Genomic DNA, 26,126 nt, shown 5'->3' with positions numbered 1-26,126 from the left:
CTGTCGGTAAGCTGACAGACAGGCACTGAGCAGCTGCGATCGGCTCTTGTTCGTTGACTACCTCTAACGGTACGGTGCGTGCCGGCCATCCGCTTGCAGTTGTGGGTCCGGATTGCCGTTCTGCGTCGTCCCTTCAAGGGCGAGCGACAGCTTGAGATTGTTGCTCAACATCGGATTTTCTGGGTCAATTGCCAGAGCTTGGCGGTATAGCGTTTGCGCCTCGTGATGGCGGCCCTCGTGATCGAGCACAACACCTTTGGCATTCAGTGCGCGCAGGTCGCCGGGTGCTGCAAGCAAGATGTTGTCGAGCACCTCAAGCGCCTCATCAGGGCTTTCACGCATCAGCAGGCCCCGCGCAAGAGGAATTGCCGCATCGACATTGTCCGGTCGTTGCTTCAGCGCATCGCGCAAAGCCTTCTCGTCAGCATCCCTACCGAGGGCGTGTGAGATGCGATCGCGCATAGCTGGATCGACCTCCTTGGCCCCAACGAGCTCTGCCGTAGACGTCGGCTGCTGTGAAAGTCCCGACGTGTGCGAGTTAGCGCAACCCGCGAGCAGCACAATAGCAAGCATGGGGAGAAAGGCCGAGCACGAATGGCGACGAAAGTTACGCCAGCGCCGCAGAACATTAATCTTACATGAATTCATAAGCGACCTCACGACCCCACACCTGTGCTCGTCAGCCGGCCGCAGGCAGGAGGTCACGATGCCCGCCTGTAGGAGTCTTGTCCTTGCCAGGCGCAAGTTTGACGGAGCCAATCGGCTGGACGGTGAAATCCGAGGCGAGATCCTGATACGAGAGAACAGGTAGGTCTATTCCATTGCGGGTGAGAAATCCGCGGACGAAGCGGCGGATATCCATCGAGCCCAGGATAACTGGCTGGTTCTGACTGCGCGCGATGCTCGAATGAATCTGGCGAAATTGTGCAAGTAGCATCTCGCTTTGCCGATCCTCCAAAACGAGGTAGGGACCGACAGCGGTCTCGCGCACCGCACCTCGCACGATATCCTCGGTCTCACGCTCGACGATAAAGGCCGCCACAACACGATGGGCGTTGGCATAGCGGTGACAGATCTGCCGCTTCAGAACGGAGCGCACATATTCGGTGAGCAATACGGCACTTTGCTCCCGTTCGCTCCATTCTGCAAGCGCCTCCAGAACCAAACGGGTGTTCCGGATCGGGATGCCCTCGTCCAGCAAGCGACGTAGCACATCCGCGATGCGAGGGATCGGTGTCGTGCGCAGCACCTCCTTCACCAGATCGGCATATTCCTGCTCCATCCGGCTAAGCAACTGACGCGTTTCCTGAATGCCCACCAGGCGCTGAGCATAGCGTGTCAACGTCGACTGGACGCGCAAGGCGATGATTTCGCTCGGACGGTGGTGCCCTATTCCGGCAGCTTTGAGAGCGGGCGCGTGGCCTTGTTCGATCCAGATCCGATTCGTGTCTGGATCCTGCCAAAAGGGGATCCCGCTCAGTTCAATGTTCGCCACGTCGTCGTTAAGTAAGAGTTGTGTCGGGTCAATGGCGCCCTCTTCCACCGGCACTCCTTCGACATCCACCCGGAATTGCGATTGGGCGAGGTGCTGTGCGCTTTGGGCGGGAATGCGTGGAATTGTGATGCCAAGATCAGCTGAAACCAGTGCCGAAACCCGTGCGACGCACTGCTCGAGTTCCCCTATGTCGATTGCCTGCATCAGGCTCGGCGCTAGCAACAGCGTAATCGGAAGTGCCTCCGCGGGCACGGTTTGCTTCTGACCTTGTGCGGAAGCGGCGGCCGAACCGGTGGGACCGGCGCCGGCCTTGGGAGCGGTCTTGCCCTCTTGCACGCCAACCTTGAGAAAGCTGGCGGCGGAGAACAGCGCGGCCAGTATGACAAAGGGCGGCAAAGGGAAGCCAGGAACGAACCCCATCACAAGCAAGACACAGGAGGCCAAGCGTAGCGCTTGTGTGCTGGCCGTAAGTTGCTTGACGATATCGGCGCCGAGATTGAGTCTAGAAGGACCGTTGACACGAGTGACAATGGTTGCGGCTGTAATTGACAGCAGCAGGGCCGGAATCTGCGAAATGAGCGCATCACCGATCGTCAGGATGGTATAATGATGCATCGCCTCCTCGAGGGACATGCCCTTGGAGAGCGATCCGATCGTGATGCCACCCAGCATGTTGATGCAGATGACTATTAGTCCGGCTATGGCATCGCCCTTCACGAATTTCATAGCGCCATCCATCGCGCCGTGCAGTTGGCTTTCTCGCTCCAGCGCGCCGCGCCGGCTGCGGGCTTCGTGCTGATCGATATGGCCGTTGCGCAGCTCCGCGTCGATCGCCATCTGCTTGCCCGGCAGCGCATCGAGCGTGAAGCGCGCCGATACCTCCGCCACCCGTTCGGCGCCCTTGGCGAGAACCATGAACTGCACCATGGTCACGATCAGGAATATGACAATGCCGACGGCGATGTTGCCGGATATGACGAAATCGCCGAACGTATGAATGATGCTGCCGGCATCGCCCTCGGCTAGGATCAGTCGCGTCGTTGCAACGGTAAGAGCGAGACGAAAGACGGTGGAGATCAGGATGACGCCCGGCAGGGACGAAAAGTCGAGCGGCGTGTTGAGATACAGGGCTACCATCAACAGCAATATGGCAAACCCCAGATTGAAGCCGATCAGCATATCGATCACGACGATCGGGATCGGCATGATCATCATTCCGATCGCCAGAAGAAGCATCAACGCGACCATCAAATCCGGGTGAGCCGGCGCGCGCGTGATGAGATTTCGTAGAAGGTTGGCCATGAGAAGCCTTATTGTTGTTTGACTGCAGCTGTGCTGCCCCGCAACAAAACATAGCGTTTGAAGGCGGCTTGCGCTTCGGTCATGCGGCCAGCGTGGCGCAGGGCGTGGCTGCGCATCAGCATCAAGGGCGGACACGAAGACGGCTCGTCATCCAGTTTGTCAAGCCTGTCCAATACCGACAGTGCTTCGTCACCGCGACGCTCCGAGATGAGAGCGTAGGCCAGGATGCGGAGCAGGCCGATGTCTTGAGACTGTTCGTGAGCGACCAGCCGCAACAGAGCCAGGCTCTTGGCGCTCTGTCCGCACGCAAGGTAGACATAAGAAAGCACGCAGAGCAAATCTCGCTCCGGCCCGGAGATCAGCTCGATAGCGCCGGGTTCGGAAACGATCGGCGGCTGTGTAGATGTGAAGTGTTGCACTTTGTCTGGCCCGACCATTGCTAGCCTTTGATCAAGCCGTTGTGACTCTGCCGGAGCAGGATTAAACGTTGCAGCTCCAGTTGGAGAAGGGCGGCCCCTTCACGTGGCACCAAATCCTCTGGCGCGGCTGATAGCGTATCAGCCAAACGCTCCAGAAGAAGGCCGTGTTGCTCTGGACGCAGAACATGCGAATGACGTAAGCGCGGCGTCACGAAGGAGAGCAGACTGTGCGCGAGATTGGGCTCGTTAAGCCAAGCGAGTTCCGAGCTTGGCTCGATCTGACCTGGCGGGGCGCGCGCCTCGTCTAGATTGATGCGCGAAACTGCATCGATCGAACTGAGCTCGAGCGCGCTCTCGATCGTGGCGTCCACCAACCGATCCAGCACGTCACTATGGCGAGAAATTGAGGTGTGGCTCTTGTGATCATTGCCGCGCGTCCGGTCGATCCCGATGGACTTGGCTCGAGAATTGACCCGCGTGATGGCAGATGCATGATGATCAACGTTTGGCTCCTGAAAAGAGGTGGCGGGCTCGACGGGATTGGGGGGCAGCCTAGTCATGGCACTTTGCTTCCTTACCTGCGGCCTAAAACGCTAATAGGGCAGAGTGGCAAGCCGGCCATCCCGGCTCAGCAGAACACGCCCTTCCTCAATCGCGTAGACGGTCCATCCATTGCTCAAGAGCGCGCCGACGAAATACTTTTGACCAGCAATGACAATATAGGGGTCGCTCCCGCGCCAAACAGCTTGGACCCCAATTGCGGGAGGCGTCTTCTCATCCTTGATAGCCACCGCATTGACGAGCGTATAAGCGCCATTGCTATTGTGATCAAACCGCTGCTGGACGTCTCGCCATGTGGCGAGCGAGGCGGGCGTAACTGAGCCATCGGCGGTGACAACGCCCGCCCCAGAGCCGACCTTGATGCCGACAAGTCCCGCTCTGTCAACTTCCTTTTGCAACCGTTCGGCAGCTGCATCGGTGGCCAGAGCATCAGGAGCGCTGAGCGCCAGCTTGGGCGCAATGTCCGGAGCAGGGGACGACGGACTTGACGCCACGGTGGTATCGGTCTGGACAAAACTGGATGAGACTGCGCCAACCGCGGCAGAGCTGATCAGGACCAAAGCGAGAAAGGCGAGCGATATATGCCGGCAGTCGATGGAGCCAGCTTGTTTGTAGTCCTCGATCGTCCAGCGAATGGACATCGCCCCGGCATGCAAAACGACAGGAAGAGGGACAACAATGGATTCGTTCGGTAAAACAGTCTCGTGCCCCTCGATCCTAACGTCCCTCGCAAGGGCCTCGATCTCGATTGAATTGGAATGAGGGGTGACACGAAGATGGTGCGGTTCGAGGCCTTGTTCGACGAAGATTAAGTCAGCATCGAGGCTGCTGCCAATCAGACACGATCCGACCCCCACTTTACTTGTCAGCCCGGAGTAACACCCCGACAACACTTCGAAATGCGGGCAATTTGGTTCATTCACGATCGGTTTCCTGAACAGCGAACGGAACCGTACGGCAAAACCGTACGGCCCGTGCGACTTCACAGACTAAGCAGCCGGGGAAAGTGGGGCGGCGACGTCGCCCCATCTCATCCCTTACTGCACCCGCTCATCGGCCGCTTTCTTGACGGTCGAGAGCTCGGTCGAGACGACGCGAAGTTCAACATCCCTCTCAGCAGCCTTTGTGCTGGTCAAGGTCAGAGCGGCGATTTGCCGTTGGAATGCCGCCTCTCCAGCAACTTCAGCAGCCGTGGAACCGGCTGCAGCAGTAGCGGTGCCGGCTGCCCCACCTGCAGTCGAGGTATGAGACGCACCAACGTTTTTAGACATACTATTCTCCTGTGTGCTCGAATTTCGCCGCGACGTGCGGCTCCTATTTCCTAACGTCGCAATATGCGACGTCAGGAATCCTCCTCTGTCTCGGCCATGACATCGTCGAAATGGCTCATTGCACTATTCGCAAATTGGAGAGCAACGGCTCCCAAAGCGACGCTGAACGCTTGCTGCATAGCGGCTTCTTGCGAGTTGCCGCCCATGGACGCGCCGCCATTTACGGGAATGTTTGCATCAGGCGATCCGGCATGATCGTCGCGCTCGCCAGGCTTGTGAGATCCTTTTTTGCCGCCGCTTTTGCCGCCAGCCGCATGGAGGTCAGCATCAACGTGCCCAGCGACGCTAGAGCTCGTAACGCGCATCGGGTTCTCCTATGTCAATTCGATCGTGCCAATGGAGGCAGTTTCCGCCCTCCACTATGCAAGTATTAGCTTTCGACAAGCTGACGAGTCGTAGAAAATGTAATGAGCCGATGGTCGATCATCATTATATGTCTTCACCAGCCGACCGTATTTGAACAAGTTGCCCGCGAAAGCTGGAGATCAGATGGTTAAGACAAACAATCGTTTGTGGAGCTTGATCGGGTGAGCACGTTGCTCATCGTTTCGAAAGCTTCAATAGCGAAATATCAAAGCCACCACTAACAAAAGCGTTTTGAGGCCGACGTGCTGCAATCTCGAACTCACGTCCCTTGCGATGCCTCCGAGCTCTTTCGACAATTTGCTTGGAGTCAGGCGAAGCGGCATGGAGCTTGACCTGGTCGGAGCGAGGCGGAAAGCCAGAGTGTTGACGGCCGATTCAGCGGCCAAGAGCGGTCTCTCGGTCCTGGCGGGCCCATAGCAGATCCGTCAATCGCGACTTACTTTCAGGGAGACCGAGCAGAAGCCCGCCACTCGAGAAAGAGCCCTTCGGACTTCTACCCGCTCTGGACCAATGTGCTCTCGATCCTTGCGCAACCGGCAGGCTCCGCGGCTGCGGCCGGTCTGTCGCGTAGTGTTAATGCATCGCGGTCTTGACAGGCGGCGTATGCAGTCGATGTGAACTTCACAGCGGCAGACTGGAGTTGAGGTCGGATTCGAACGATCGAGTGCGGCCAACATAGTTTGTACGCAGTGAAGAAGCCGAAATAAGTTCCTCGGATTCGGAGGCGGTCTCAAGTATGCTAGTAGAGCTTGCGCGACCTACTGCTCGGCAGAGAGGCCCAACCGCGCGGAGGCCGCGCAAGCTCGATTAGCGTTTCCAGCGTGATCCTGAGAAGATAGCGTCGCTCCGCCTAGGCATTAGCGCCTGCAGCTTGCAAGCGCTCGGATTCGATGCGAGCCTTCAGGTTATTCAGATAATCCTCCGCGTAGGACTGGGCCACCGAAACCGGCAGGTTGACGCCGGCCGTCGCGGCTTCTTGAATTGCCTGCTTCACCAAGCCTTCTCGCATTGCTAATTTGACTTCAGGTCCGGCGATGCAGCCCACCGCCTGTGCCGCAAGGCTCAGCCCGGCTTCTTCCAGCGCTTGCTTTATGTTGCCGCCACTGATGGCAGTGTGAAGAAGATTTGCAGCTTGCGCCTCGGCTTCGAGCACCATTGACGCCAGATCGGCCAATTCACCCAAGCCTGGAATGAAGCCAAGTACACCGACTGCTGTCGCGGCCCAGTCGAATACCTTAGAGCCAACTTTGAGCACGTCATTAAGTGCGTGCATGAAGGCGCCACCGTTCTTTTTGGGAGACTTGATGTCGGGCTGGTCTGCCACTCCCATCGTCATGTCCGCGACCGCGTCCTGCTCGGCAGGCGTTCGGACGGCATGCGTCTTCACTTGGTGAACGGTGCGGTTCGCACCCGACATGTTGTTGAAGAACTGGTTGAAGTCGGTGTTGCTGATGTTGCCGGAATCGACCGTATGGCCGCCGCCGAAGTCGAAGAACTTATGGTGGGTTTTGTAGCCCGTAATCGCGTTGTTCATCAACCCGAACAACACAGGATCGGAGAGCAGCTGGGAGGCCGCCTTTCGCACCTCGGGCGCGAGGCTCTTGTCATCCACCATGCTCGCCAGCTTTTCCCGGGTCAGATCACCCTTCCCGAAGAAAGCGTCTTGGTTCTTGCTGATCGTATTGAGCGTATCGAGCTCGGCTTGCGTGAGATTCATCGATGATGAAGCAACCTGCAGGAAGTCCTCTTTGTGGACCTTGTCTATCGAGCCTCCGTACAAGTGCTTCCATTCATCCGGGTGGTCGAGGAAGTATTGAGCGGCCGCGAGGACCTGTGGCGGGCATTTGCCGGTCTTAGCTTCGCCGTCGACGATCCGCTTTAAATCCGCAAGGCTCAGGTTCTTAGGCAGGTTGTCGGAATACCGATAGAGCTCGCGCAATGCATCGGTCTGGGTCATCACCGATGGCTCGCCATTCCGGGTGCCGTCGGAAGGGATGTAGTTTTGCGTATAGCTCTTTGCCCGCTGCTCCTGGAAAGCAGAAACCTGAGGGTGGTGATCGGAGAAGCCGGAGAGATCACCTGCTTTGATCTTCCCGCCGCAGCGGCCGTCACCTTGCGAGCCTATCGCATAGAAGAGCTCTGGGTCCTGTTGCAGAGCCTCGATCGCCGCCTTTAGATCCGGCGGTGTGGAGGGATCGTTGGCCAAATCTCCAAGAGATTTCCAATCCAGCGGGCATTTGTCTTTGTGTCGGTTCAGCACCGACACAATCTGCAGCTCGGCATCAGTCAGCGTGCCGCTGTTCCACGTGATCCTGGAGCTTTGTACGGGTGCCTCTGCAATCTTCGGGGCGCTCGCAGCGGAGGAGGACTCCGCGGAGGATGGCTCTGGGGCCTGCTGACATGCGTCCAGTGCAGCCTTGATCTCCGGCGGGAGGATGTTCCGCACCTCCTGCGTGAGTTCCTCCGTCAGCTGCTTGGCTGAGTCTGCAGCCGGCGGATCCTGTGCAGTCGAACGGTCATCGTCTTTCAACGAGAAACTAGCCAGCATCGCCTCGAAGTTTGAAAGATCCCGCGCCGATGAGGGTCCGGGGGCCAGCCCGGACAAGCTCGAGTTGGCGGTTAGTGACAGGTTGTTGACTGACATTATACGTCCTCTGATTTGAGATCGCACCACAAGCCGGTCATGTGGCGCAGCCCGAGAATCGCGACGAACAACGAGCAAGAAATGTCGATGGGCTTCGATGGCTCCTACCACTTGCTTCCGATTGCTCAGTGCGCCCCCAGCGCTCAGTTCCGCTACAATCTATAGGCACATCGCCGTCTAGATATTCACGCCACATGGTAGGTTCGATTAGCTTTCCAAAAGCTGACGGCGCTCAGAGGTTTCACAACGAGACGCGCAATGATGGTGTGAGAGGCGGTGATGGGTTCTCGATATCGGAATTGCCTTGCTTGTTATGCTCGATCGCTCGCCTCCGGGCCCACTAGCTCAAATTACAGAGGCCGAGTCTGCCGCTCTGCGGATGGTCACGTGCGATGATTCGTGAAACAAGGTCGCAGGTCTCCGCAGCATCTTATGGTGGAAATCACCCACGCGTAGCGACCTCGCGCCTGCGCCCCACCAGTTGGCGCTTGCGTAGATGCTCGAAGAGTCCGACGGTATTGTGCGGCCCCTATTGCCCCGAGCGGATCGAAGCTCAGCTGCACTCGGCATTCTTCATGTCATCATGCTTAGCCGCTTGGCGAGTGTTCGCTCGAACCCACAGGCCAAAGGGAAGGGTCCAGCGACGGTATGAGACGAATAAAACCTTCTTCTCGCCATTCCGCCGTGTGAGGCACACCCAGGATGGTGAACGTTGTTGTCCGGACACCCCTGGTAGGTATGAGATCGCGGCTTCTTAGCATTTCGATCTGAGCGGGCGTAGCTGTTTGGCCAGTGAAGACCCAGTCGTCCTTGGCGCGACGACCGTTCGCCATGGCGAAATCTCCAATTTCCGGCGGAGCAACCCCTGCGTGCAACGCGGGCCCAGCTTGAGACGGTCCAGCGTGAGGTGACCCGGCCCGCATGAGCCAAGGCTCAAGATCTTGCCAAACAAGGTCGTTGCCGAAATCGGAGGCGTCCGCGCGGTGTTGAGCGATCGGCTGTTGGGAATTGGACCGCTCGCCGCCGCTCAATGATGGCTCGACACGCGATGATCTGCCTCCGAGTTCCTGCCAAATTAGGTCCTGGCTGTATTCGGGTATTTCATGCAATGCCATTAGTTCACGCTCAAACTCCCTTGGACCGGCGGGCGATGAGGAGGAGTGGGACGCTGGGCTGTTGTCCGCCCGGCTTAGCGCGTTGAAGTCCATCCTGTTCCTCCTTTTGGACAGCGGAGTGGCTTTCATTCTTATGCGACGAAGCTCGTTTGCATGACGGACTTCGTGGAGTTGTTCAAAAGCTCGCATGAGGCGCTAAAGTGGAAAAGCACGCTCACCGATGCTGCTGGCATATTGCGCCACCCTGCGGCATCGGCCATCTACACATCCGCGCTCTGACAATGGCAGCAGTAGCTTTCGAAAAGCTGACAGAGGGCATAAGCAGACGCATTGCATCTCTTCGAGGCCATCTGTTGTCATCAAGTCATTTCTTACCTGCATCGGGTGTTTGGACCACGCCGTCTTGATGTGGTGCCTCCGGCGAAGGAGCGTCATTCGGTCGTCCTTCGCGAATGACCACGCTGGAGGATCCGCGAAACAGCATCAAAACCGACTCGTGCGGCGGCTTTTCGGCACCGCTCGGGTTTCGCCGTGCCTGTGCCTCCGCCGCAAGTCCTTTTACTGTTTGCTCCACAAGCGCGACAAAGCGGGGTGGACCAGAGGCGAAGACGAGGCCATCTCCCGGTACGGGTCTCACGATGTAACGCTCGTCGGAGATGTCGAGCGCATCGAGTGCCGCCTTGAACGCATCAAAGCTGATTGGACTCAAGACCAAAAGGCGGCTTTGCGCCTCATGCGCATCGGATACGTAGAGCACCAGCCCATCGTAGTACCATTGAAGATTGTAGAGATTAATCAGCCGTTCGAGGAACTCTCGCGGTGGTAGATCCGGCATTCGCCCCCGAATCCGACCCTTCACCCCGGTGCTGATATTGACTCTGATATTTAGGTTGTTGCCGAATTCCTGCAGTGCGGCCGCGAGGTCCTGATCCAGAACTGTGTAACTATAAGGCGTCGATGGCAGCGCCAGGGGAGCGCCGAGCGCCTCGACGACGCCAAAGCAAATGAAAACACCAGCATAGAGAACTTTCTTCAAGATGTGCAGCCTTGTGGATGGGATGAGCATTCCTGCTATTTTTACACTTGAGAACAAGCACCGGAATTTGTCCCAAAATTTGGAAGCCGATGCTTCGTCCCAAGTTGGAAGCTAACCGTGATCATTAGATGACAGATGCTCGTCAGTTTTTGGTCAGCTTGCTTCTCTAAGGTGCGGCCCATTCGTGTGAACGAACGGCTCATCTCACCACGTGACAGAAATGATTTCCTCCATGTTGTTTGGCGTTACGTCGATCCCTGCCAACTCCGTAGAGTGTGCCTCTAACGGCTGTTCGCCGGCGCACACTCAGTTTGGCGAGAGTCTTGCGCAGGTGGCCTCGAACCAAGGTGTCGTCTCTTCTGTGACCGAGCACGCGCCAGCTCCATCGCTGCCGGAAGTGCAGCGCGCAGTAGCGCCGGCGAGCCCGCTAGGCGATCGCGTCCTTCAGAGCATTTCTGCTATCCACCAGGGCAAACCATTTCCGTCGGGTGCAGTTTCGCCGACGCTCGTCGGCGAGCCTAATCCTACCAAGAGTCTGCAGCTTGGGCCGGCCGCACAACCGGTCTTGCGTGTGCAGCAAGTGGAGGTGCATCCAGTGGGAAAACCGGAGGGTGCGGATCATTTCGACTCGGCGCTGGCGAATCTGCGGGATGTTTACAGCGGCGTCATCCAGGTTTCGCTCATCTCCAAGGGGACAGGTGCTGTCAGTTCGTCTCTGAATAAGCTTCTATCGGCGGGCTGAGCGGGCCGTTGGCTGTCTTGACGAAAGACAAGATCGGTAATGGCCGGCCCGCAAGAAAGCGGCTTGATGCTCTCGTCCTGTTGCTGCTTTTGCTGACCCTCGCCGGTTGCAAAGCTGATCTGTATACCAAAGTTCAGGAGCGTGAAGCCAACGAGATGCTTGGGCTGCTCCTGAGCAAGGGCGTCGATGCCATCCGTGTGGTCGGTAAGGATGGGACCAGCACGATTCAGGTGGAAGAAAGGCAGCTCGCCTACTCAATCGAGCTGCTGAATGACCATGGCTTGCCGCGCCAATCCTTCAAGAGTCTTGGTGAGGTGTTCAAGGGGGCGGGCCTCGTTGCCTCTCCGGTTGAGGAGCGAGCCCGCTACGTCTATGCTCTCAGTGAAGAATTGTCGCGCACGATCAACGATATCGATGGGGTTCTCTCCGCCCGTGTTCATGTCGTTCTGCCGAAGAATGATCTTTTGCGACAGGATGCAACCCCGTCCTCGGCGTCGGTTTTCATTCGACACGCCTCGAACGCGAAGCTCTCAGCCTTGCTGCCGCAGATCAAGATGCTCGTCGCCAACAGCATCGAAGGTCTATCGTACGACAAGGTGGCGGTCGTGTTCGTGCCGGTTGAGCGAGCTCAGCATGAGGTCTCCGTTGTGCCGGCGGCAGCTTCCGCCGCACCAACCAAATTCATCGCAACTCACATTGCGATCGGTGCAGGAGGTGCGCTCGCCGCGTTGGGCATTCTATCTTACGTGCTGCTGAGCACACGTGGGCGACAGCTTCGTCAATCCTGGCGCAAAGTGACAAATCTCGGCAGAGGTGCCAGCAAGCGAGCGGTCCAGTCCGCCGGCAAAAAACCGTCCTCCGATTCGAAATAGGCGGCAAGCAGGTCCGTATCGATGGCATCCACTGACCCAAATCATTCACTCAACCCGCATCCCGATCGCCTGCGCGAGCTTGCCGCTTTGATTCATCCCGGCCGGTTTGCCGGCCATCTTGATGAGCTCCTGTCGGCCGCCACAGTGCTGCAGCTGCAGAAGACTCCGAGACTGCAGCAAAGACTGGTCGAATTGCTAATGGGCAGTGAGCTGGTCTCGAACGGAACCGACTGGGGTAGGGACGTTCTGCTCGGGCATGATCCGCGTCGGGCGGCCCTGCTCGCCGGCAGTATCTGGCATGCCCGTTCGGTGCTCAAGCTTGTGTCAAAGCACGATGTAGCGATTCTGATCGAAAATATTGGTGCGGAAGCTCATGCTTTCGCAATCCGACACTCATCCATCGCCGTCGCAACCACATCGATTGACGATCCGCAGAAGCTCGCGAGCCAGATTGAACATGACGGATGTGCCTGCCTTGGTGCTTGGCTCAAGGACGCATCAGAGCTTGACCGTGTGCGCGTTCTTTTCCGCTTACCTGTGGGGACCACCGCCGAATCCCCAACAGCCGAACACCACAATTCAGCGGGTCAGTTACTGTCTTTGGTGGTGGCCCACTTGGCCACGGAGGAGCCAGCGGCATGACGGCCAACGAAACAGACTTGCCAGATAGCCCGCGGATACGGCCGCTTGGTCCGCTGATACCATGCGCGGAACTTGGTATCTGGTACGATGCGGTGCAGACGCTCGCGCTAGCCGAGCGATATCTGCGGAGGGTTCGCAGTTGGGCAAGGAGAGCCTATCAGCAGGAGCGGGAGCGCGGCCATTGCGAAGGTCTTAGGTCAGGCTCGGACGAAATGGCACAGCTGGTCGCCCGAGCTGCTTCCGATGTGGCCCGGCGAAAAGCCGTTCTGCAACAGGAGTTGCCACAGCTCGTGATTGAGATATTGACCGGTTTGTTGGGCTCCTTTGATCCGGGTGAGATGTTGGTAAGGACCGTTCGTCACGCCATCGAGCAAAGGTATGGCAGCGCAGAAGTATGCCTTCACGTGTCTCCTGTGAATGCTGATGCACTAAGGCGTGAATTCGTGGCGTTCGACGGAACGGATAGTCGGCCGAAAGTCAGAATTGATCCGGACCCGGCCGTGGGGCCTGACCAGTGCGTCCTGTGGAGTGAGTTCGGCAGTGTCGATTTAGGACTTGCCGCGCAGCTCCGCACATTGCGTCTCAGCCTTAATCCATCTTCTCAGGAAAGCGATCCGTGACGACGCAACGATCAGGCCATGATCAATCGGCCGGAGAAGGAGATGTGCATGCGGCGATAGCATCTCTAAGATTCGCAGCAAAGGATGTCGATACGCGTGCCGTGCGGGGACGGATCACGCGTGCGATCGGCACCTTGCTCCATGCCGTGTTGCCGGGGGCCCGTGTTGGAGAACTTTGCCTGTTGCAGGATCACGCTTCCGGATGGTCACTTCAAGCGGAAGTCATCGGTTTGCTGCCGGACGGGGTATTGCTGACGCCCATTGGCGATCTGGTAGGCTTGTCCCACCGCGCGGAAGTGCTCCCGACCGGGCGCATGCAGGAGGTGTCAGTCGGGCCCGACCTGCTCGGCCGCGTAATCGATAGCTTCGGCCGTCCACTCGATGGCAAGGGGCCGATAAAGACGATCCACACGCGTCCGCTCCGCGGCAAGGCGCCCAACCCGATGAGGCGGCGTGGCATCGAGCAGACGTTTCCGCTCGGCGTTCGCGTGCTGGATGGACTTCTGACGTGTGGCGAAGGGCAGCGGATCGGAATCTATGGAGATGCCGGTTGCGGTAAGTCGACGCTGATGTCGCAAATCGTAAAAGGCGCGGCCGCAGATATCACCGTGGTTGCGCTCATAGGAGAGCGTGGACGCGAGGTACGCGAATTCATCGAACGTCATATTGGAGATGCCCTCGCTCGCACGATCGTTGTCGTTGAGACATCCGATCGATCGGCAATGGAGCGGGCGCAATGCGCTCATATGGCGACCGCACTCGCCGAGTATTTTCGTGATCAAGGGCTGCAGGTCGTTCTGATGATGGATTCGCTGACGCGCTTTAGCCGTGCGATGCGCGAAATCGGCCTTGCCGCAGGAGAACCTCCTACCCGGCGCGGCTTTCCTCCTTCCGTCTTTGCGCTGCTGCCTGGTCTGTTGGAGCGTGCCGGTATGGGCGAGCGGGGCTCGATCACGGCATTCTATACCGTGCTGGTCGAAGGTGACGGCACGGGCGATCCGATCGCCGAAGAGTCGCGCGGCATTCTCGATGGTCATATCATGCTTTCGCGCGCGCTGGCCTCGCGAGAGCATTTTCCCGCCATCGATGTGCTGTCGAGCCGAAGTCGTGTCATGGATGCGGTCGTCTCTGGTCCACATCGCAAGGCGGCATCCGTCTTCCGCGATCTGCTCTCGCGCTACAATGAGGCTGAGTTCCTGATCAAGGTCGGTGAATACAAGTCGGGCAGCGATCCACTGACCGATCGGGCAATCGATTCGATCGAGGAACTGCGCGCATTCTTGCGCCAAGGACAGGACGAGCCGTCTAGCTTTGAGGAGACCGTTTCATGGATGTCGCGTCTGACGGCCTAAATCTCGTGCAAGCGTCGAAATTGCGGCTGGTGAAAGACATGAGAGAGCGAAGCGCGCTTCGTGAATTATCCAACATGGAAGCCAGGCGCCGAATTGCGGTCGAAGCGCTGCAGCGAGCGTCTGAGAATCTTGAAGGCGCGGAGAATCGTCGCGCCAAGGTCGAAGCTGAACTTTATCAGGAGCTGGCGTCGCTCAAGACGATGTCCGTGACCGAGCTCGATCGTCGCTGTCAACTCGTCCTTGGGCGACTGGCAGCACAGATCGAATCGGCACGCCAGGCGCGTGAGCAGGCGCGCGTCGCGCATGACCAGGCTCAGCGGTCAGTGAATGAGGCGCGGACCATATGGGCCAAGCGTTCGGCGGCGAGCCAGAAATGGGAGGAGATTGAGGGCGATGTCCAGCGCACCACCGCTGTCCGTTCGGAGTGTGCAGCCGAAATCGATGCCGACGACGAGGTTTTGCTCCGATATCAGGGTGGTTCGCGCAGCCAAGCGGTCGGTGGCTCGAACTGATGGCTTGTTCTCTTATGACGTCGCGAGCTGCCGTGGAACCTGTCGGTAAATGCCGTGGGTGAACCCGCATTATTTCAGCCAGCGGTAAAGTTGTCGCATGGCGTGGTCTCGTGGCTCAACGAGGTCGCCGCACCACGCACGGTTCTGCAGAGCCGCCTTCGCGATAAGCCGCTATCGATCCGTATAAGCCGGCTTGTTTGGCAGGCCGAGCCATATGCCATGTCGATGCTCGACTGCGTATTTTGCGCCGGAGGCGAGACCGCTGTCTTGTCCTTGCCCCGCCTTCTCGTCGAGGCGCTGATTTCAATGGTCCAGTATGGCCTTACTTTACCTTCCGACCCAACCCGCTCGCTGCTTCTAGAACTTGCTCTGGAACCTTGGCTCGCTCGATTAGAGATCATGCTCGCGCGGAATTTGCAGCTGATCCGCATCGAAGACGCGACGGCCAAAGACCCCTATTTGGAGTTCGACGTTACTTTCGGACCGCTGGCAGCCAAGGCCCGCCTGTTCTTGTTCGCGCCACTTGACGGTCTGGTTCCGTCTGCGTTTCGTGTGTTAGGCGAGTTGATCGGCCAATTACCGCGAGACTTAGGCAAGATTTCTTCGGAATTGCCGGTCGTGATTGCGAGAGAGATCGGCTCGCTGCGGGCGCCCGTCAGGCTTCTTCGTCAAGCACAGGCCGGCGACGCACTGCTGCCCGACGTCATTCCATTTGCCCATGGCCAGCTCATCCTCGCTGCGGACAAGTTGTGGGCGCCGGCGCAGGTCGCGGCCGACAGACTTATCCTTCGCGGACCATTCCGCCTGCAGTCCCATCCTCTAAGGTATGCAAATATGACGATACGACCCCAAGCGGAGCAAGCAATCCCGCCCTCGGAAGCCGACATCGACAGTGTTGAGATCACGCTTGTGTTCGAATGCGGCCGCTGGCCCATCCCGCTGGGTACGTTGAGAAGCATCAGCGAGGGGCACGTGTTCGAGCTTGGCCGGCAGCTGGACGGTCCGGTCGACATTGTCGCCAACGGTCAATTGATCGGCCGCGGCGACATCGTACGTGTCGGTGAAGCGTTGGGCATCCGGTTACGTAGCAGGTTGGCGGTCAATGGTTGACATTCAACCGAGCATCCTTGCGCTTGTTGCGACGACCGTCGGCCTTGGCCTGTTGACGTTCGCAGTCGTCACAACGACGGCGTTCATCAAGGTTTCCGTTGTTCTCTTCCTGATCCGCAACGCGCTCGGCACTCAGTCCATACCACCGAACATCGTTCTGTATGGCGCTGCATTGATCCTCACCGTGTTCATAGACGCCCCGGTATTCGAGCAAACATACAACCGCGTGACCGATATGCAACTTCGTTACCAAACCGCCGACGACTGGTTGACCGCCGCCAAGGAGGGCAGCGAGCCGCTGCGCGCCCATCTCAAGAAGTTCACCACTGAGGAGCAGCGCACGTTCTTCCTGTCGTCGACGGAACATATCTGGTCGGCGGAGATGCGCGGCAACGCAACAGCCGATGATTTTGCGATCCTCGTGCCGTCCTTTTTGATCTCGGAGCTTAAGCGCGCGTTTGAAATCGGTTTCCTTCTCTATCTTCCGTTCATCACAATTGACCTGATTGTGACGACAATTCTGATGGCCATGGGCATGTCAATGGTGTCACCAACAATGATATCCGTTCCTTTCAAGCTTTTTCTGTTCGTCACAATCGACGGCTGGTCACGGCTCATGCACGGATTGGTCTTAAGCTACGCATCTGCGGGGAGTTGAGATGCACGAGGCCAGCATCCTCACCCACCTGAGCCGATCACTGGTCCTGTTCATGATCTGGGTTCTACCGCCGCTCCTGGCAGCCCTCGTGGCGGGATTGGGTATCGGCATCGTGCAGGCAGCAACCCAGCTCCAGGATCAAACCTTGCCGCTTACCGTGAAGCTCCTCGTCGTCGTCGCCGTGCTCGTTCTGTTTGCTCCGGTGCTGAGCGCGCCGCTGATCGAGCAAGCCCAGCAGATCTTCACTGAGTTCCCCGCGCTCACAGCGAGGTATTAGAGCGCGGAACGCACGGCTGTCTGAGTTTTAGCTATAGCGCGCGTTTGTCGGCCTTGATCGTGAACCACAAAAGGGCGAGTTCGTCAGCTTATCGAAAGCTCGCCTCACTAGCATGCGACGGATAGGTATCCGAACTGTCCTGTTCGGCTCCGTGAGCCTGCCTTATTCGGAGGAAGAATGACCCTATTTGGAAGTTCTATCCATTCGATTTGGGTTTTGCTTACGACGTGACGGAATTACCTGCTGAGACCTGGTCCTCGATGCATTGCCTGGCGAGTTGTCGACGCAGTGAACGGGCGAACTGCTTTGATTGCAAGCGGCCCCACGATTCTGGCGTTCTGGTGAATGAGCCTGCGAATGAAGGTGCCGCTCGAGCCGATCTCCATAGACTGCGAAATTGATGGAAGCTTTGAGGCCCTCAGATCTCCAAACCGCGCTGCGGCCGGTGAGAGCGGAAGAAGCGTGGCTTGTAGGCGCGCAGCGGCTTTCGCCGGTGCTCTCATCGAATGGTCATACCTCTGCGCCGGATGGCTGTAGTCATATGGATGGTTGAAGCCGAAGTCATCTGCCTTGTGGGAGACCTGTCGCTCTGCAACCGCTCGGACACGAGATCTGCAGAGTTCTTGACGTCTCACATCATGGCGACGTGAGTGCGACGGTTGCATTGGCTGAAGGAACGCCGAGCTGAGCTCAAATGGATGCCTTGTCACCTACCGAGACGCAAACTCTGATTCAGACTGCTGTCGAGTTCGTCGTTGCGGCCGGACTTGGTGGGGCCCGGGCCCTCGGCATTATGCTGGTTCTTCCGGTATTCACGCGACCGCACATTAGCGGGATTATCCGCGCAAGCGCGACGGTTGTGATTGGATTGCCTTGCTTGATGCAGATCAGGAACGGCTTGCAGACACTAGATCCGGGTACCCGTATGGTTGCGGTCTCGCTCCTCGGCTTGAAGGAGATATTTATCGGCCTGCTGTTCGGTTTTCTGCTTAGTATACCACTCTGGAGCATCCAGGCCGTTGGTGACATCATTGATACCCAGCGCGGCATCTCCAACCAGGTGGACGATCCTGCCACACGCAGTCAAGCCGCCCCGATGGGGCTCTTTCTCGGGACTGCCGCGGTTACGATCTTCGTTGTATCAGGAGGTCTGCAGACCATGGTCAGATGCCTCTATGGAAGTTATCTGATCTGGCCCGTATATCGGCTGCTACCGCCCCTGACCCACCACGGGGCAATGGAGTTTATCGGGCTTCTCGACCATATCATGCATACGACCCTCGTGGTCGCCGGGCCCGTGCTGGCTCTGCTGCTTCTGATCGACGTATCCCTCATGCTGCTCGGGCGCTTTGCGCCGCAAGTCAAGCTGAACGATCTCTCTTCGACCATCAAGAATGCCGCCTTTGGCATCATTATGGCCAGCTACGCCGTCTTCCTGATCGAATATATGGGAGCAGAGATCATTCGGTTCAACGGCGTGCTGGAGTGGCTCGAGAAGTTCTTGAAATGAACGACACGAGCGAAGAGAAAAACCTTCCACCAAGTCACAAGAAGCTGAGGGACGCGCGGAAGAAAGGGCAGAGCCCGCGGAGCGCCGACTTTGTTACCGCGGCAAGCCTTTGCGCTGGTTTCGGCTGCCTGTGCTTCAGGGCGGGCCCGATCGAAGACGGATGGCGCGAAGCCGTGCGGTTCACCGACAAGCTGCAGGAACAGCCCTTCAACAGTGCGGCCCGGCAGGCGTTGGTCGGATTGATGGACCTTTCTATAACAGCCGCGGCTCCCATCCTAGGTGCGGCGGTTGCTGCGGCGATTGTGGCCGGTGTCTTGGCCGGCGGCGGGCTGACGATTTCGGTTGAGCCGCTTAAACCCAGCTTTGAGAAATTGGACCCCGTCAAAGGGCTGAAGCGGATTGTCTCCCAGCGGTCGGTTGTCGAGCTTGGAAAGTCTATCGTCAAAGTTTTGGTTCTTGGCGCTACGTTCGTTTTCACTGTGCTCGCAAGTTGGAGGGCACTGGTATACTTGCCCGTGTGCGATTTGAGCTGCTTTGGTTTTGTCTTTAAAGAGCTCAAAGTGCTGATCGCGATTGCTGCCGGCGCTCTTCTGATTGGCGGCTTGGCCGATCTGCTCATTCAGCGTTGGTTGTTCTTGCGCGACATGCGCATGACGCAGAGCGAAGCCAAGCGCGAGTCCAAGGAACAGGATGGTAATCCGCAGATCAAGGGTGAACACCGCAGGCTCCGCCGGGAGTCGGCGAACGAGTCTCCGCTCGGCATTCATCGGGCGACAGTGATACTGACGGGGCGAGCGACATTGATTGGACTGCGCTACGTTCGGGGCGAGACCGGCGTCCCGGTACTGGTGTGCCGCGGCGAGGGCGAAACGGCTTCACAGTTACTGGCGGAGGCGCGCGCCCAACGTCTGAGCATTGTCGAGGATCATGTGTTGGCGCGTCAGCTGATCCGGAAGGGTGCGATGGGCAAGGCCGTTCCGATGGAGTGTTTCGAGAGGGTTGCAAAGGCAGTCTTTGCCGCCGGCCTAGTTTAGCGTCGCGCAAAACAGCGATGCGCTCAAATCTCTGGTCAACGACCCAACTGTCCCAGAACCTGATCGGCAAGCTGCACGATCCCAAGAAAAGGACCGGGCAAAGATTGGATTCCAGGAGGCTCGTCGGCCGATTCCAAGACTGATATGGACAAGAATGGCCAACCGATGTTCATGCTGCTCGGGTCTTACGAGCCGCTTATTGGATTTCTGGCGCAACCCTGCTATGCGTTTCATTCTCCAAATTGCTCCTGTTGCCCGCCGACGTGGCCCCAAGTGCGGTGAAGGGAAGCACTGCACGATCACCACTGGTCGGCATGACAGCGCCATTGCCTAACAAGTCGCCAGGTTCATTGACCATAACCGCAAGGTTATTCCGGACTGAGCAGCCAAGGGTTGGATTGAACGAATTGTCGTTCACTGTAGGAGCGACGATGGAGAGCGAGGGGCAGACCGGAGGATGGGCTTCGAAAGTGATCGCTTCAATCCTCCCCCCGGAACGAGCCGGCAAATCCACACGAGAAGCGGACAGGTGGATGTTGTAGGTGGCAACGCCCATGGCGCGAGCCTCGTGGGCCACCTGTGCAATGAGTCTGGGTGGGCCGATGACACGCACATGGAGGGCATCTCGCCGGCCGCGACTGGTCGCTGCAATAAAGCTTCGCAGCCGATGCCGTTCGGGGCCACGAAGGCTCTGCAGGAACAGCACGCTACTCTTCTGCTCGACCCGGATCTCTTGGTCAGCCGGCGCGGGCTGGATCGAGGCAGTATTTGCGCAGCCCCCCAATGTTGCTCCAATAACGATCGGGTAGCACAGATGTCGCAAAGTCATTTGGCGATCCTCATTCGATAATAAAGCCGGCGCTGCCGGTCAATCCTGGTGTGCTGGCGCGAGGCGCATCGCGATCTCGCGGCGGCCGGGCCACCGTGTTTGTCAAAATCCGCCCCGCATCTGAGGGCGGTGCGATGCGGTCGCTTGGCGCACTCATCTTGTTCGGGTTCGATGCGGGCCGTACGATGTAGGGCGTGACAATAATGACCAGCTCGGTTTCACGTTTTTGAAACGATGAGGAGCGAAAAAGCGCGCCCAGGATCGGCACATCGCCGAGCCAGGGAAACTCGCCGATATCAGTGTTGAAGTTGCGCCTGATGAGGCCGCCGATTGCAAAGCTCTGACCGCTGGCGAGCTCGACCACGGTGCTGGCCCGCCGAGTCGAGAGGGCAGGGACCGCCATGCCATTGATTTTGACCTCGCCTTCGCTCGACAATTCGCTGACTTCGGGCTTCACACGGACAATGATCTGATTATTGTTGAGAACCGTCGGAACGAACTCGAGGCTCACGCCGAACTGGCGAAATTGGACGGACACCTGCCGGTTGTCCTGCATCACCGGAATGGGGAATTCGCCGCCGGCGAGGAAGCTTGCGGCTTCGCCGGACATGGCCGTTAGATTCGGCTCAGCCAGGATTGAGGCGAGGTGCTCGCTCGCGAGAGCGTCGAGAACAGCGCTCAGGTTGGTATTGCCGGCGCTAAACCCAATCCCGATCGTGCCGCCGCCGCCGGCCGCGCCGGACCCGCCCCCTTTGCCGGTCACAAGGAAAGCGCCGTTTGGGCTCGAGGCCGTGAAGTTGATGTTGAGATCCTTGACGGCGCTGCGGGAGACTTCTGCCACCCGTACGCTGAGATTCACTTGCAATGAGCCGGCGACCTGGATCTTGTTGACAACCAGCGCGCCCGCACCAAGAAACTGCTCGGTGACCTTCCTGGCGGTCTCGACGACATCGGCACTAGGCGCCGTACCGCTAAGGATCGCGCCGCGCGGGGTATAGCTGACCTGAATTGGATAGTCGCCGACCTCGGCCTTAAGCGCGGCCCGCAGATCCTCGATCGGTTGGGTAACGACAACACGCAGCTCGGCGAGAGCCTCTCCGTTGTCGTTCAGGGCAAACAGGCTCGTCCGTCCGGCCTTTTTGCCAAACACGAAAATCGTGGTGTTCGATGGCGCCTGATAATCCGCAATCGCCGGGTCGGCTATAAAAATGCTCGCAGCCGGTCCGGTCAGATGAACTGTTTTACCCTGTGAGGAGGTTAGGTTGAGCGTGCCGGTGGTGCTGCCTGGCGCCGCGCGTGGCGGTTCTCCCTTGCCATCCCGCTTTGTCTGAGCTGTGACTGCAAGCGGAAATAGCAGAGCGACTGCGCACAGCACGTAGCAGAGGCGGGGAAAAGCGGCACACTGCAACCCGCTGGCGACCATCGACGGCTCATCAGCGCCGGCGGCATTGTTAATGACGTTCAAGGGAGTGTAGCTTTCAAGTTGGATCGGCTTAGGCAGCCGATGCTGCGCCAATGAGTTCAAGAGTGTAACCGACACCGCGCGCGGTCTTGATCCTTAGCGTTGCACCGGCCTGGCTCAAATGCGTGCGTAAGCGATAAATCCCGACTTCCAGCGCATTGGTCGAGACCTCGTCGTCAAATGCATACAAGCTATCTTCGAGCGATGCGCGCGGCACGGTACGGCCGGCGCGGTTGAGCAGATGTTCAAGAATGCACACTTCGCGGCGCGCAATTCTCAGTATTCGACCACCGACCGAGACCTGTCGCGCGATCGGATCGAAATGCAGATTCCCGAATGTCACTACCGGCGCCATCATCTGCGTTGACCGTCGCAAAATGGCCCGCATGCGAGCAATGAGTTCGTCGATAGACACGGGCTTGGGCAGAAAATCATCCGCGCCCGCATTGAAAATTGCAATCCGCCGTCCGAGATCATTGAGACTGCTCATCATCACCGCCGGCATTGACCGTCCCTCGCGCCGCAGCTGCTTCAGCCAGTCCAATCCGTCTCCATCGGGCAAATCCGTTTCGACCAGGACCATGTGGTAGTTCGCGCAATCGAGCGCGGCCGCCGCCTCATCCAGCGTGCGTGTCACGTCGACGGCGAAGCCGCAATTTAAGAGCGCTTCCTTCACGGCGCGGGCAAAGTCCGCATGATGATCAACCAGGAGAATTCGCATTTCATCGCCTCTCGTCCATCCACGTCAAGACCTGAGCGCGTCACGATTGACCATGGGCTCGATGGAACTGAGAGGCGGCTGGATTGGTGTGAATTTGAACAGCCCGAAACGAGAGGGCGGAACATGTTGACAGTCGATCCGTCTCTGCCGGTCCATTGTCGTCAGATGGACCACGGACCCCTCGGGGCTGCTTACGACCTCGGCGCCGCTCAACATGCCGCTCATGCGAGCAAGAGAGCTGATTCTGTTTGAACCGCGGCAGCTCGCTGACGCGTTCGCAGGCCGATCACAGCCGTTCTTGCGTGCACTGAGCCAACGCCTGCAGTGCGAATAGCGCCAGGCCGCGCAATCTTAACCAAAGCGCGGGAGACGATCGGATTTGTGACTGAACAGATGAGCGAAACCGACATTTGGAAACTTCCCCAATTCGTCTTGGTCTGCGGTCAGTCTTGCTGGGCTGTTGAGCCTGTCGTGTCGTGAAGTCACGACAATGCAAGTCTTTCCGCATTCGAAGACACATCACGCGACGCACCTGGCCAATGGCTTCACAGGCTGAGATGCTCGACGAAACGATCAATGCCCCTCCCGGTTTGAAGAACACCCTCTCGCAGCCGACTCTTTGCACGCAAGACGTCGACCGCCCTGAAGTTCCGTCGCGCCCGAGGTCCCCTCGTCCGCCGCAGCCCAGCGGAAGCTGCGAACGATCCAATCGAGCTCCTCGTGGTTGTCATCGCGCATAGATCCAGGTGACTACACCAGCACCATTTCGTCTTTCGGGGTGCACGGCGCCAGAATGTTCGGGTCTCGCCCAGTAAGGGCCAGATGGCGACCGCCAGCGTTCCGGAGAGGAGCAGTCCAGCAGCGTGAGGGACGGAGCGGCTTAGCATTGTGCTTTTGAGACGTTCGCAATTCTTGCTACCTGTCAGGAAGGGTACACGCGAGCTGGTTCTGTGTCGCGGGGCTGTCGGAAATCCTACAATCTGACGCTAGGTGAGATTCAAGTGCTTTGACCGCTGGTCGTAGCAGTGCTCTCGACCTCGCAAGCATTCTGAAACGATGGCGACCTCTGAAGCCAGACTATCGACCTGCGGAACGCTCGGCCCTCTCGCCAGGGTCATGAGCGTTTCGTCGGTCCAATAAGGCGTAGCTTGAGCCAAAGCCGATGACAGTGTGTGAAGGCAGTCGTCTTTGCTAGGCCTTAAGGCGTGACCTCACGGTCGTCAGAGATCTCATGCGTGTCAATCTAGCAAGGAGACGGTGGCGAGATGCCTCTATGTGACGCACAGGGACAGCTAACTTCTGGGATGCAGACGCCGGAGCGCGCAAGCCGATTTGACCGGAAAGGGACTGAAGAAGGAATCGATTGCCAAGGGACATTCTTGAATGCTGCCTCCATACATCACGAGAGATTATGGGGCTTTAGGCGCGATCGACAAAATCGATTGTTTTGATGGAACGCATCCAGGTAGCGAATAGCTTTGGAATGAGTCGAATAGATTCCGTCAACGACGCGAACGGTCAGCTGGACGGAAGCCGCGCGAAGCGACGGATCATAATAGGGTGCTACCTTGTGCCTTCCGACATTGGTGTTCGATCAGGCCGAGATCGGGTCCCCTGATTGAGCTTTTTCGGACCGCCGCGTCAGGTTCGCTCCACCACCTCATTGCGGACGCGTCATCTAGGGAGACGGTGCACAGCAAGGCGGACGAACTGGCGCTTGCGGCTGGTCGAATTTCTTTCCTGGATCGTCTCCTTATGCAGATGTGAGAACAGCATTCTCTCGCCCGTTAGGACTGCGACGGACAAGCGCAACCGGCTGCCGTTTTGTGGTTTCCAAGCGGAGGAGACGCTGCATCAAATCGTTCAAGTCGGCGCGCGAAGCTAAGTCACTCCAGCAAACCTGACCTACGAGGTTGTGATGTCGGAATAGCCATCACGGCGACTTGCGCCTCGTTGCGACAGGCTGCTTTTGTACCGGCGCGAGCGCGCGTGTGTCTGGAAGCAGACAAACGGCTTGCGAGCACGACGTCCTTAAAAGCGCAATCTGCGGTACTTATCGAGGGAGAAGAGCATATGAAGTTTACTGGCCGAGCACTACCGATCCTATTGTCCTTGCTTTCGGCCGCGAGCGTGAGCGCGCCGGCGAGAGCCGATGAGCCCTCGCCGAAATACACTGAGGTGCTCAGTGCCCTCCAGGCGGGGAAGAATGTAAAGCTCATACTGGACATGAGCCGCTGTACCACAGCGGAGGGTGTCAAGCCTGCGTCCGCGACGCAAGCCGGTCTGGTCATCACTGCCTTCAGGGTGACCGTCCATAACGGCATCAGCTTCGCCAATGCTCATCAAACGGTCGACAGCTCCGGGCATGCCGTGACCGAGTACATCCGCCATAGCCTTAGCCGCGAAGGCAAGCTGACGGTGCGAGCCTCGAAACTTGTCGTCGGGACCACCGAACTCGTGAACCAGGGAGAATTCATCTGCGAACTGCCGGATGGCGCAAAGTTCATCTGGTAACGAAGAGCACAGAGCAGGGGGCGCTTCGAAGACTTAATCCTTTCGTGCGGACACCTTCGCACGGATACCAATCCTTTCGATCGTCAGGAAAGATCAGAGTGTTTCTGACGGTCGTTTCGTCGGACGAGGATCAAGTTGTACGAACTTGCTGCTCAGGTAACTCATGAGGGCCGCCGATCTCCATTCCATCTCAGGGATTGGAAGGTCGGCGGTTCAGGTAGTCGTCTTATGGGCGGACCCAAGGCTCTCAGTTGAACGCTTCAGATGAGTTCGAAGGACGTCCTCACGGCTGCGGTTATCGTAAGAACATTATTCCCAAGTCGCTCCAGCCGCGGGCCCGCAATGATGACGACCTTAGGCCCGGGTGCGCTCTTATCTTTCATCCGCCTCTTTTTGGGATCCTTTCACCTGAAATCTCAGTACTGCCGAATGCAGCCACAAGGTGAATGAACGATCCCGCTTAAGATCATCTGGGCTGGCTGCTATGGGTTTGCTCACCGCTCGTAAACTGCGTTCGGGCGCAGATCTAAGCTCTCTGAGCAAACGATCCGTGGTTTCGAAAGCTTGAGCATCCGCCCGAGGTGCCGACGAGCACCTCGTTCAGCCAAATTGCGGCCAACGGAAGAGAAGAGCGCGGCCGTCGGTTGGGCTGATTTCGTTGTATCGATCCATGCTGCGGTCGGCGGGCATGACTACCTCGTTCTATCGCTACTCATGTTAGCTTCGCAAAACCTGACCTGGCCAGACGGAAAGCTAAAGTGAATAATGATCGGCACGGGCCCTTCCAACCCGAGGATAAGTGGGCGAACTTTAGAGACCATACAGGTTTGGGCTGAAACTCTCATTCCAAGCGCGGAACGCGGCCGGTCGCCCGCGCTGGCCAGTTGGACCGGAGTATTATTGGTAGCGCGAAACGCTGCGTTCGATGTTTCCGAGCGCCGGAAAAGGCAAATCACCCTTTCCGTAGCCCGTACCTCAGCCTTTTGTTCCTGACTTTCTATA

24 protein-coding genes are annotated in these 26,126 nt (G+C 58.1%); 12 read left to right on the top strand and 12 right to left on the bottom strand.

Annotated features, from left to right (window positions below; translation table 11 throughout):
* Positions 1-63: 63 nt before the first annotated feature.
* From I6F24_RS20155 to I6F24_RS20115, 9 genes are all read right to left on the bottom strand, one after another.
* A complete protein-coding gene (locus tag I6F24_RS20155; protein WP_225129520.1) occupies positions 64-462 on the bottom strand; it encodes a tetratricopeptide repeat protein in 399 nt (132 codons plus the stop codon).
* A gap of 217 nt (positions 463-679) precedes the next feature.
* Positions 680-2,797 carry a type III secretion system export apparatus subunit SctV gene (gene sctV / locus I6F24_RS20150; RefSeq protein ID WP_225129519.1) on the bottom strand — a complete coding sequence of 706 codons (2,118 nt, stop codon included), beginning with the start codon at positions 2,795-2,797 and terminating at the stop codon, positions 680-682.
* Positions 2,798-2,805: 8 nt separating this feature from the next.
* Entirely contained in the window at positions 2,806-3,234 is a 429-nt protein-coding gene (locus tag I6F24_RS20145; RefSeq protein WP_225129517.1) for a histidine kinase, read from the bottom strand.
* Positions 3,235-3,236: 2 nt separating this feature from the next.
* Positions 3,237-3,776 (bottom strand): hypothetical protein, encoded by a 540-nt coding sequence (locus I6F24_RS20140; protein WP_225129515.1) that lies wholly within the window; start codon positions 3,774-3,776, stop codon positions 3,237-3,239.
* Positions 3,777-3,809: 33 nt separating this feature from the next.
* Positions 3,810-4,700 carry an FHA domain-containing protein gene (locus I6F24_RS20135; protein ID WP_225129513.1) on the bottom strand — a complete coding sequence of 297 codons (891 nt, stop codon included), beginning with the start codon at positions 4,698-4,700 and terminating at the stop codon, positions 3,810-3,812.
* A gap of 114 nt (positions 4,701-4,814) precedes the next feature.
* Positions 4,815-5,048, bottom strand: coding sequence for a nodulation protein NopA (locus tag I6F24_RS20130; protein ID WP_225129511.1), 234 nt, complete (start codon positions 5,046-5,048; stop codon positions 4,815-4,817).
* A gap of 71 nt (positions 5,049-5,119) precedes the next feature.
* Positions 5,120-5,413, bottom strand: coding sequence for a hypothetical protein (locus I6F24_RS20125; protein ID WP_225129509.1), 294 nt, complete (start codon positions 5,411-5,413; stop codon positions 5,120-5,122).
* Positions 5,414-6,324: 911 nt separating this feature from the next.
* Positions 6,325-8,118: an HrpF/NolX family T3SS translocon protein gene (locus tag I6F24_RS20120; RefSeq protein WP_275945353.1), complete on the bottom strand. Its 1,794-nt coding sequence runs from the start codon at positions 8,116-8,118 to the stop codon at positions 6,325-6,327.
* A 1,479-nt stretch (positions 8,119-9,597) separates the two neighbouring features.
* Positions 9,598-10,299, bottom strand: coding sequence for a secretin N-terminal domain-containing protein (locus I6F24_RS20115; RefSeq protein WP_225129507.1), 702 nt, complete (start codon positions 10,297-10,299; stop codon positions 9,598-9,600).
* Positions 10,300-10,489: 190 nt separating this feature from the next.
* On the opposite strand from I6F24_RS20115, the gene I6F24_RS20110 reads away from it, so the two are divergent.
* The 11 genes from I6F24_RS20110 to I6F24_RS20060 all read left to right on the top strand — a co-directional run bounded on the left by I6F24_RS20110 (position 10,490) and on the right by I6F24_RS20060 (position 19,598).
* Positions 10,490-11,011 (top strand): nodulation protein NolB, encoded by a 522-nt coding sequence (locus I6F24_RS20110; protein WP_225129506.1) that lies wholly within the window; start codon positions 10,490-10,492, stop codon positions 11,009-11,011.
* 17 nt (positions 11,012-11,028) lie between these two features.
* Positions 11,029-11,883, top strand: coding sequence for a type III secretion inner membrane ring lipoprotein SctJ (gene sctJ / locus I6F24_RS20105; RefSeq protein WP_225129505.1), 855 nt, complete (start codon positions 11,029-11,031; stop codon positions 11,881-11,883).
* A gap of 21 nt (positions 11,884-11,904) precedes the next feature.
* Complete coding sequence (locus tag I6F24_RS20100) at positions 11,905-12,525, top strand: nodulation protein NolU (protein ID WP_225129503.1); 621 nt, start codon at positions 11,905-11,907, stop codon at positions 12,523-12,525.
* Complete coding sequence (gene sctL / locus I6F24_RS20095) at positions 12,522-13,145, top strand: type III secretion system stator protein SctL (RefSeq protein WP_225129501.1); 624 nt, start codon at positions 12,522-12,524, stop codon at positions 13,143-13,145. The genes I6F24_RS20100 and sctL overlap by 4 nt, the downstream gene beginning before the upstream one ends.
* On the top strand, positions 13,142-14,497 hold the full coding sequence (gene sctN / locus I6F24_RS20090) for a type III secretion system ATPase SctN (protein WP_345944107.1): 1,356 nt from the start codon (positions 13,142-13,144) through the stop codon (positions 14,495-14,497). Before sctL ends, sctN begins: the two co-directional genes overlap by 4 nt.
* Positions 14,473-15,009: a hypothetical protein gene (locus tag I6F24_RS20085; protein WP_225129499.1), complete on the top strand. Its 537-nt coding sequence runs from the start codon at positions 14,473-14,475 to the stop codon at positions 15,007-15,009. Before sctN ends, I6F24_RS20085 begins: the two co-directional genes overlap by 25 nt.
* A gap of 54 nt (positions 15,010-15,063) precedes the next feature.
* A complete protein-coding gene (gene sctQ / locus I6F24_RS20080; protein ID WP_225129497.1) occupies positions 15,064-16,119 on the top strand; it encodes a type III secretion system cytoplasmic ring protein SctQ in 1,056 nt (351 codons plus the stop codon).
* Positions 16,112-16,777 carry a type III secretion system export apparatus subunit SctR gene (gene sctR, locus I6F24_RS20075; protein ID WP_225129495.1) on the top strand — a complete coding sequence of 222 codons (666 nt, stop codon included), beginning with the start codon at positions 16,112-16,114 and terminating at the stop codon, positions 16,775-16,777. The genes sctQ and sctR overlap by 8 nt, the downstream gene beginning before the upstream one ends.
* Before the next feature lies 1 nt (position 16,778).
* Complete coding sequence (locus I6F24_RS20070; protein ID WP_225129493.1) at positions 16,779-17,054, top strand: flagellar biosynthetic protein FliQ; 276 nt, start codon at positions 16,779-16,781, stop codon at positions 17,052-17,054.
* Positions 17,055-17,748: 694 nt separating this feature from the next.
* Positions 17,749-18,564 carry a type III secretion system export apparatus subunit SctT gene (gene sctT, locus I6F24_RS20065; protein WP_225129491.1) on the top strand — a complete coding sequence of 272 codons (816 nt, stop codon included), beginning with the start codon at positions 17,749-17,751 and terminating at the stop codon, positions 18,562-18,564.
* Positions 18,561-19,598 (top strand): EscU/YscU/HrcU family type III secretion system export apparatus switch protein, encoded by a 1,038-nt coding sequence (locus I6F24_RS20060; protein WP_225129489.1) that lies wholly within the window; start codon positions 18,561-18,563, stop codon positions 19,596-19,598. The genes sctT and I6F24_RS20060 overlap by 4 nt, the downstream gene beginning before the upstream one ends.
* Positions 19,599-19,794: 196 nt before the next feature.
* On the opposite strand, the gene I6F24_RS20055 is transcribed toward I6F24_RS20060, so the two are convergent.
* The 3 genes from I6F24_RS20055 to I6F24_RS20045 are packed head-to-tail and all read right to left on the bottom strand — an operon-like array spanning position 19,795 to position 22,610.
* Positions 19,795-20,427: a CpaD family pilus assembly lipoprotein gene (locus I6F24_RS20055; protein ID WP_225129487.1), complete on the bottom strand. Its 633-nt coding sequence runs from the start codon at positions 20,425-20,427 to the stop codon at positions 19,795-19,797.
* A gap of 10 nt (positions 20,428-20,437) precedes the next feature.
* Positions 20,438-21,892: a type II and III secretion system protein family protein gene (locus tag I6F24_RS20050; protein WP_225129485.1), complete on the bottom strand. Its 1,455-nt coding sequence runs from the start codon at positions 21,890-21,892 to the stop codon at positions 20,438-20,440.
* 28 nt (positions 21,893-21,920) lie between these two features.
* Positions 21,921-22,610: a response regulator transcription factor gene (locus I6F24_RS20045; protein ID WP_225129483.1), complete on the bottom strand. Its 690-nt coding sequence runs from the start codon at positions 22,608-22,610 to the stop codon at positions 21,921-21,923.
* Positions 22,611-24,683: 2,073 nt separating this feature from the next.
* On the opposite strand from I6F24_RS20045, the gene I6F24_RS20040 reads away from it, so the two are divergent.
* Complete coding sequence (locus tag I6F24_RS20040; RefSeq protein WP_225129481.1) at positions 24,684-25,124, top strand: VirK family protein; 441 nt, start codon at positions 24,684-24,686, stop codon at positions 25,122-25,124.
* Positions 25,125-26,126: the final 1,002 nt, after the last annotated feature.

Source organism: Bradyrhizobium sp. BRP23 (assembly GCF_020194135.1).
GTDB classification, from domain to species: Bacteria; Pseudomonadota; Alphaproteobacteria; order Rhizobiales; family Xanthobacteraceae; genus Bradyrhizobium; species Bradyrhizobium yuanmingense.
The sequence above is the reverse complement of the archived record's forward strand: the minus strand, read 5'-3'. Positions and strand labels throughout refer to the sequence as shown.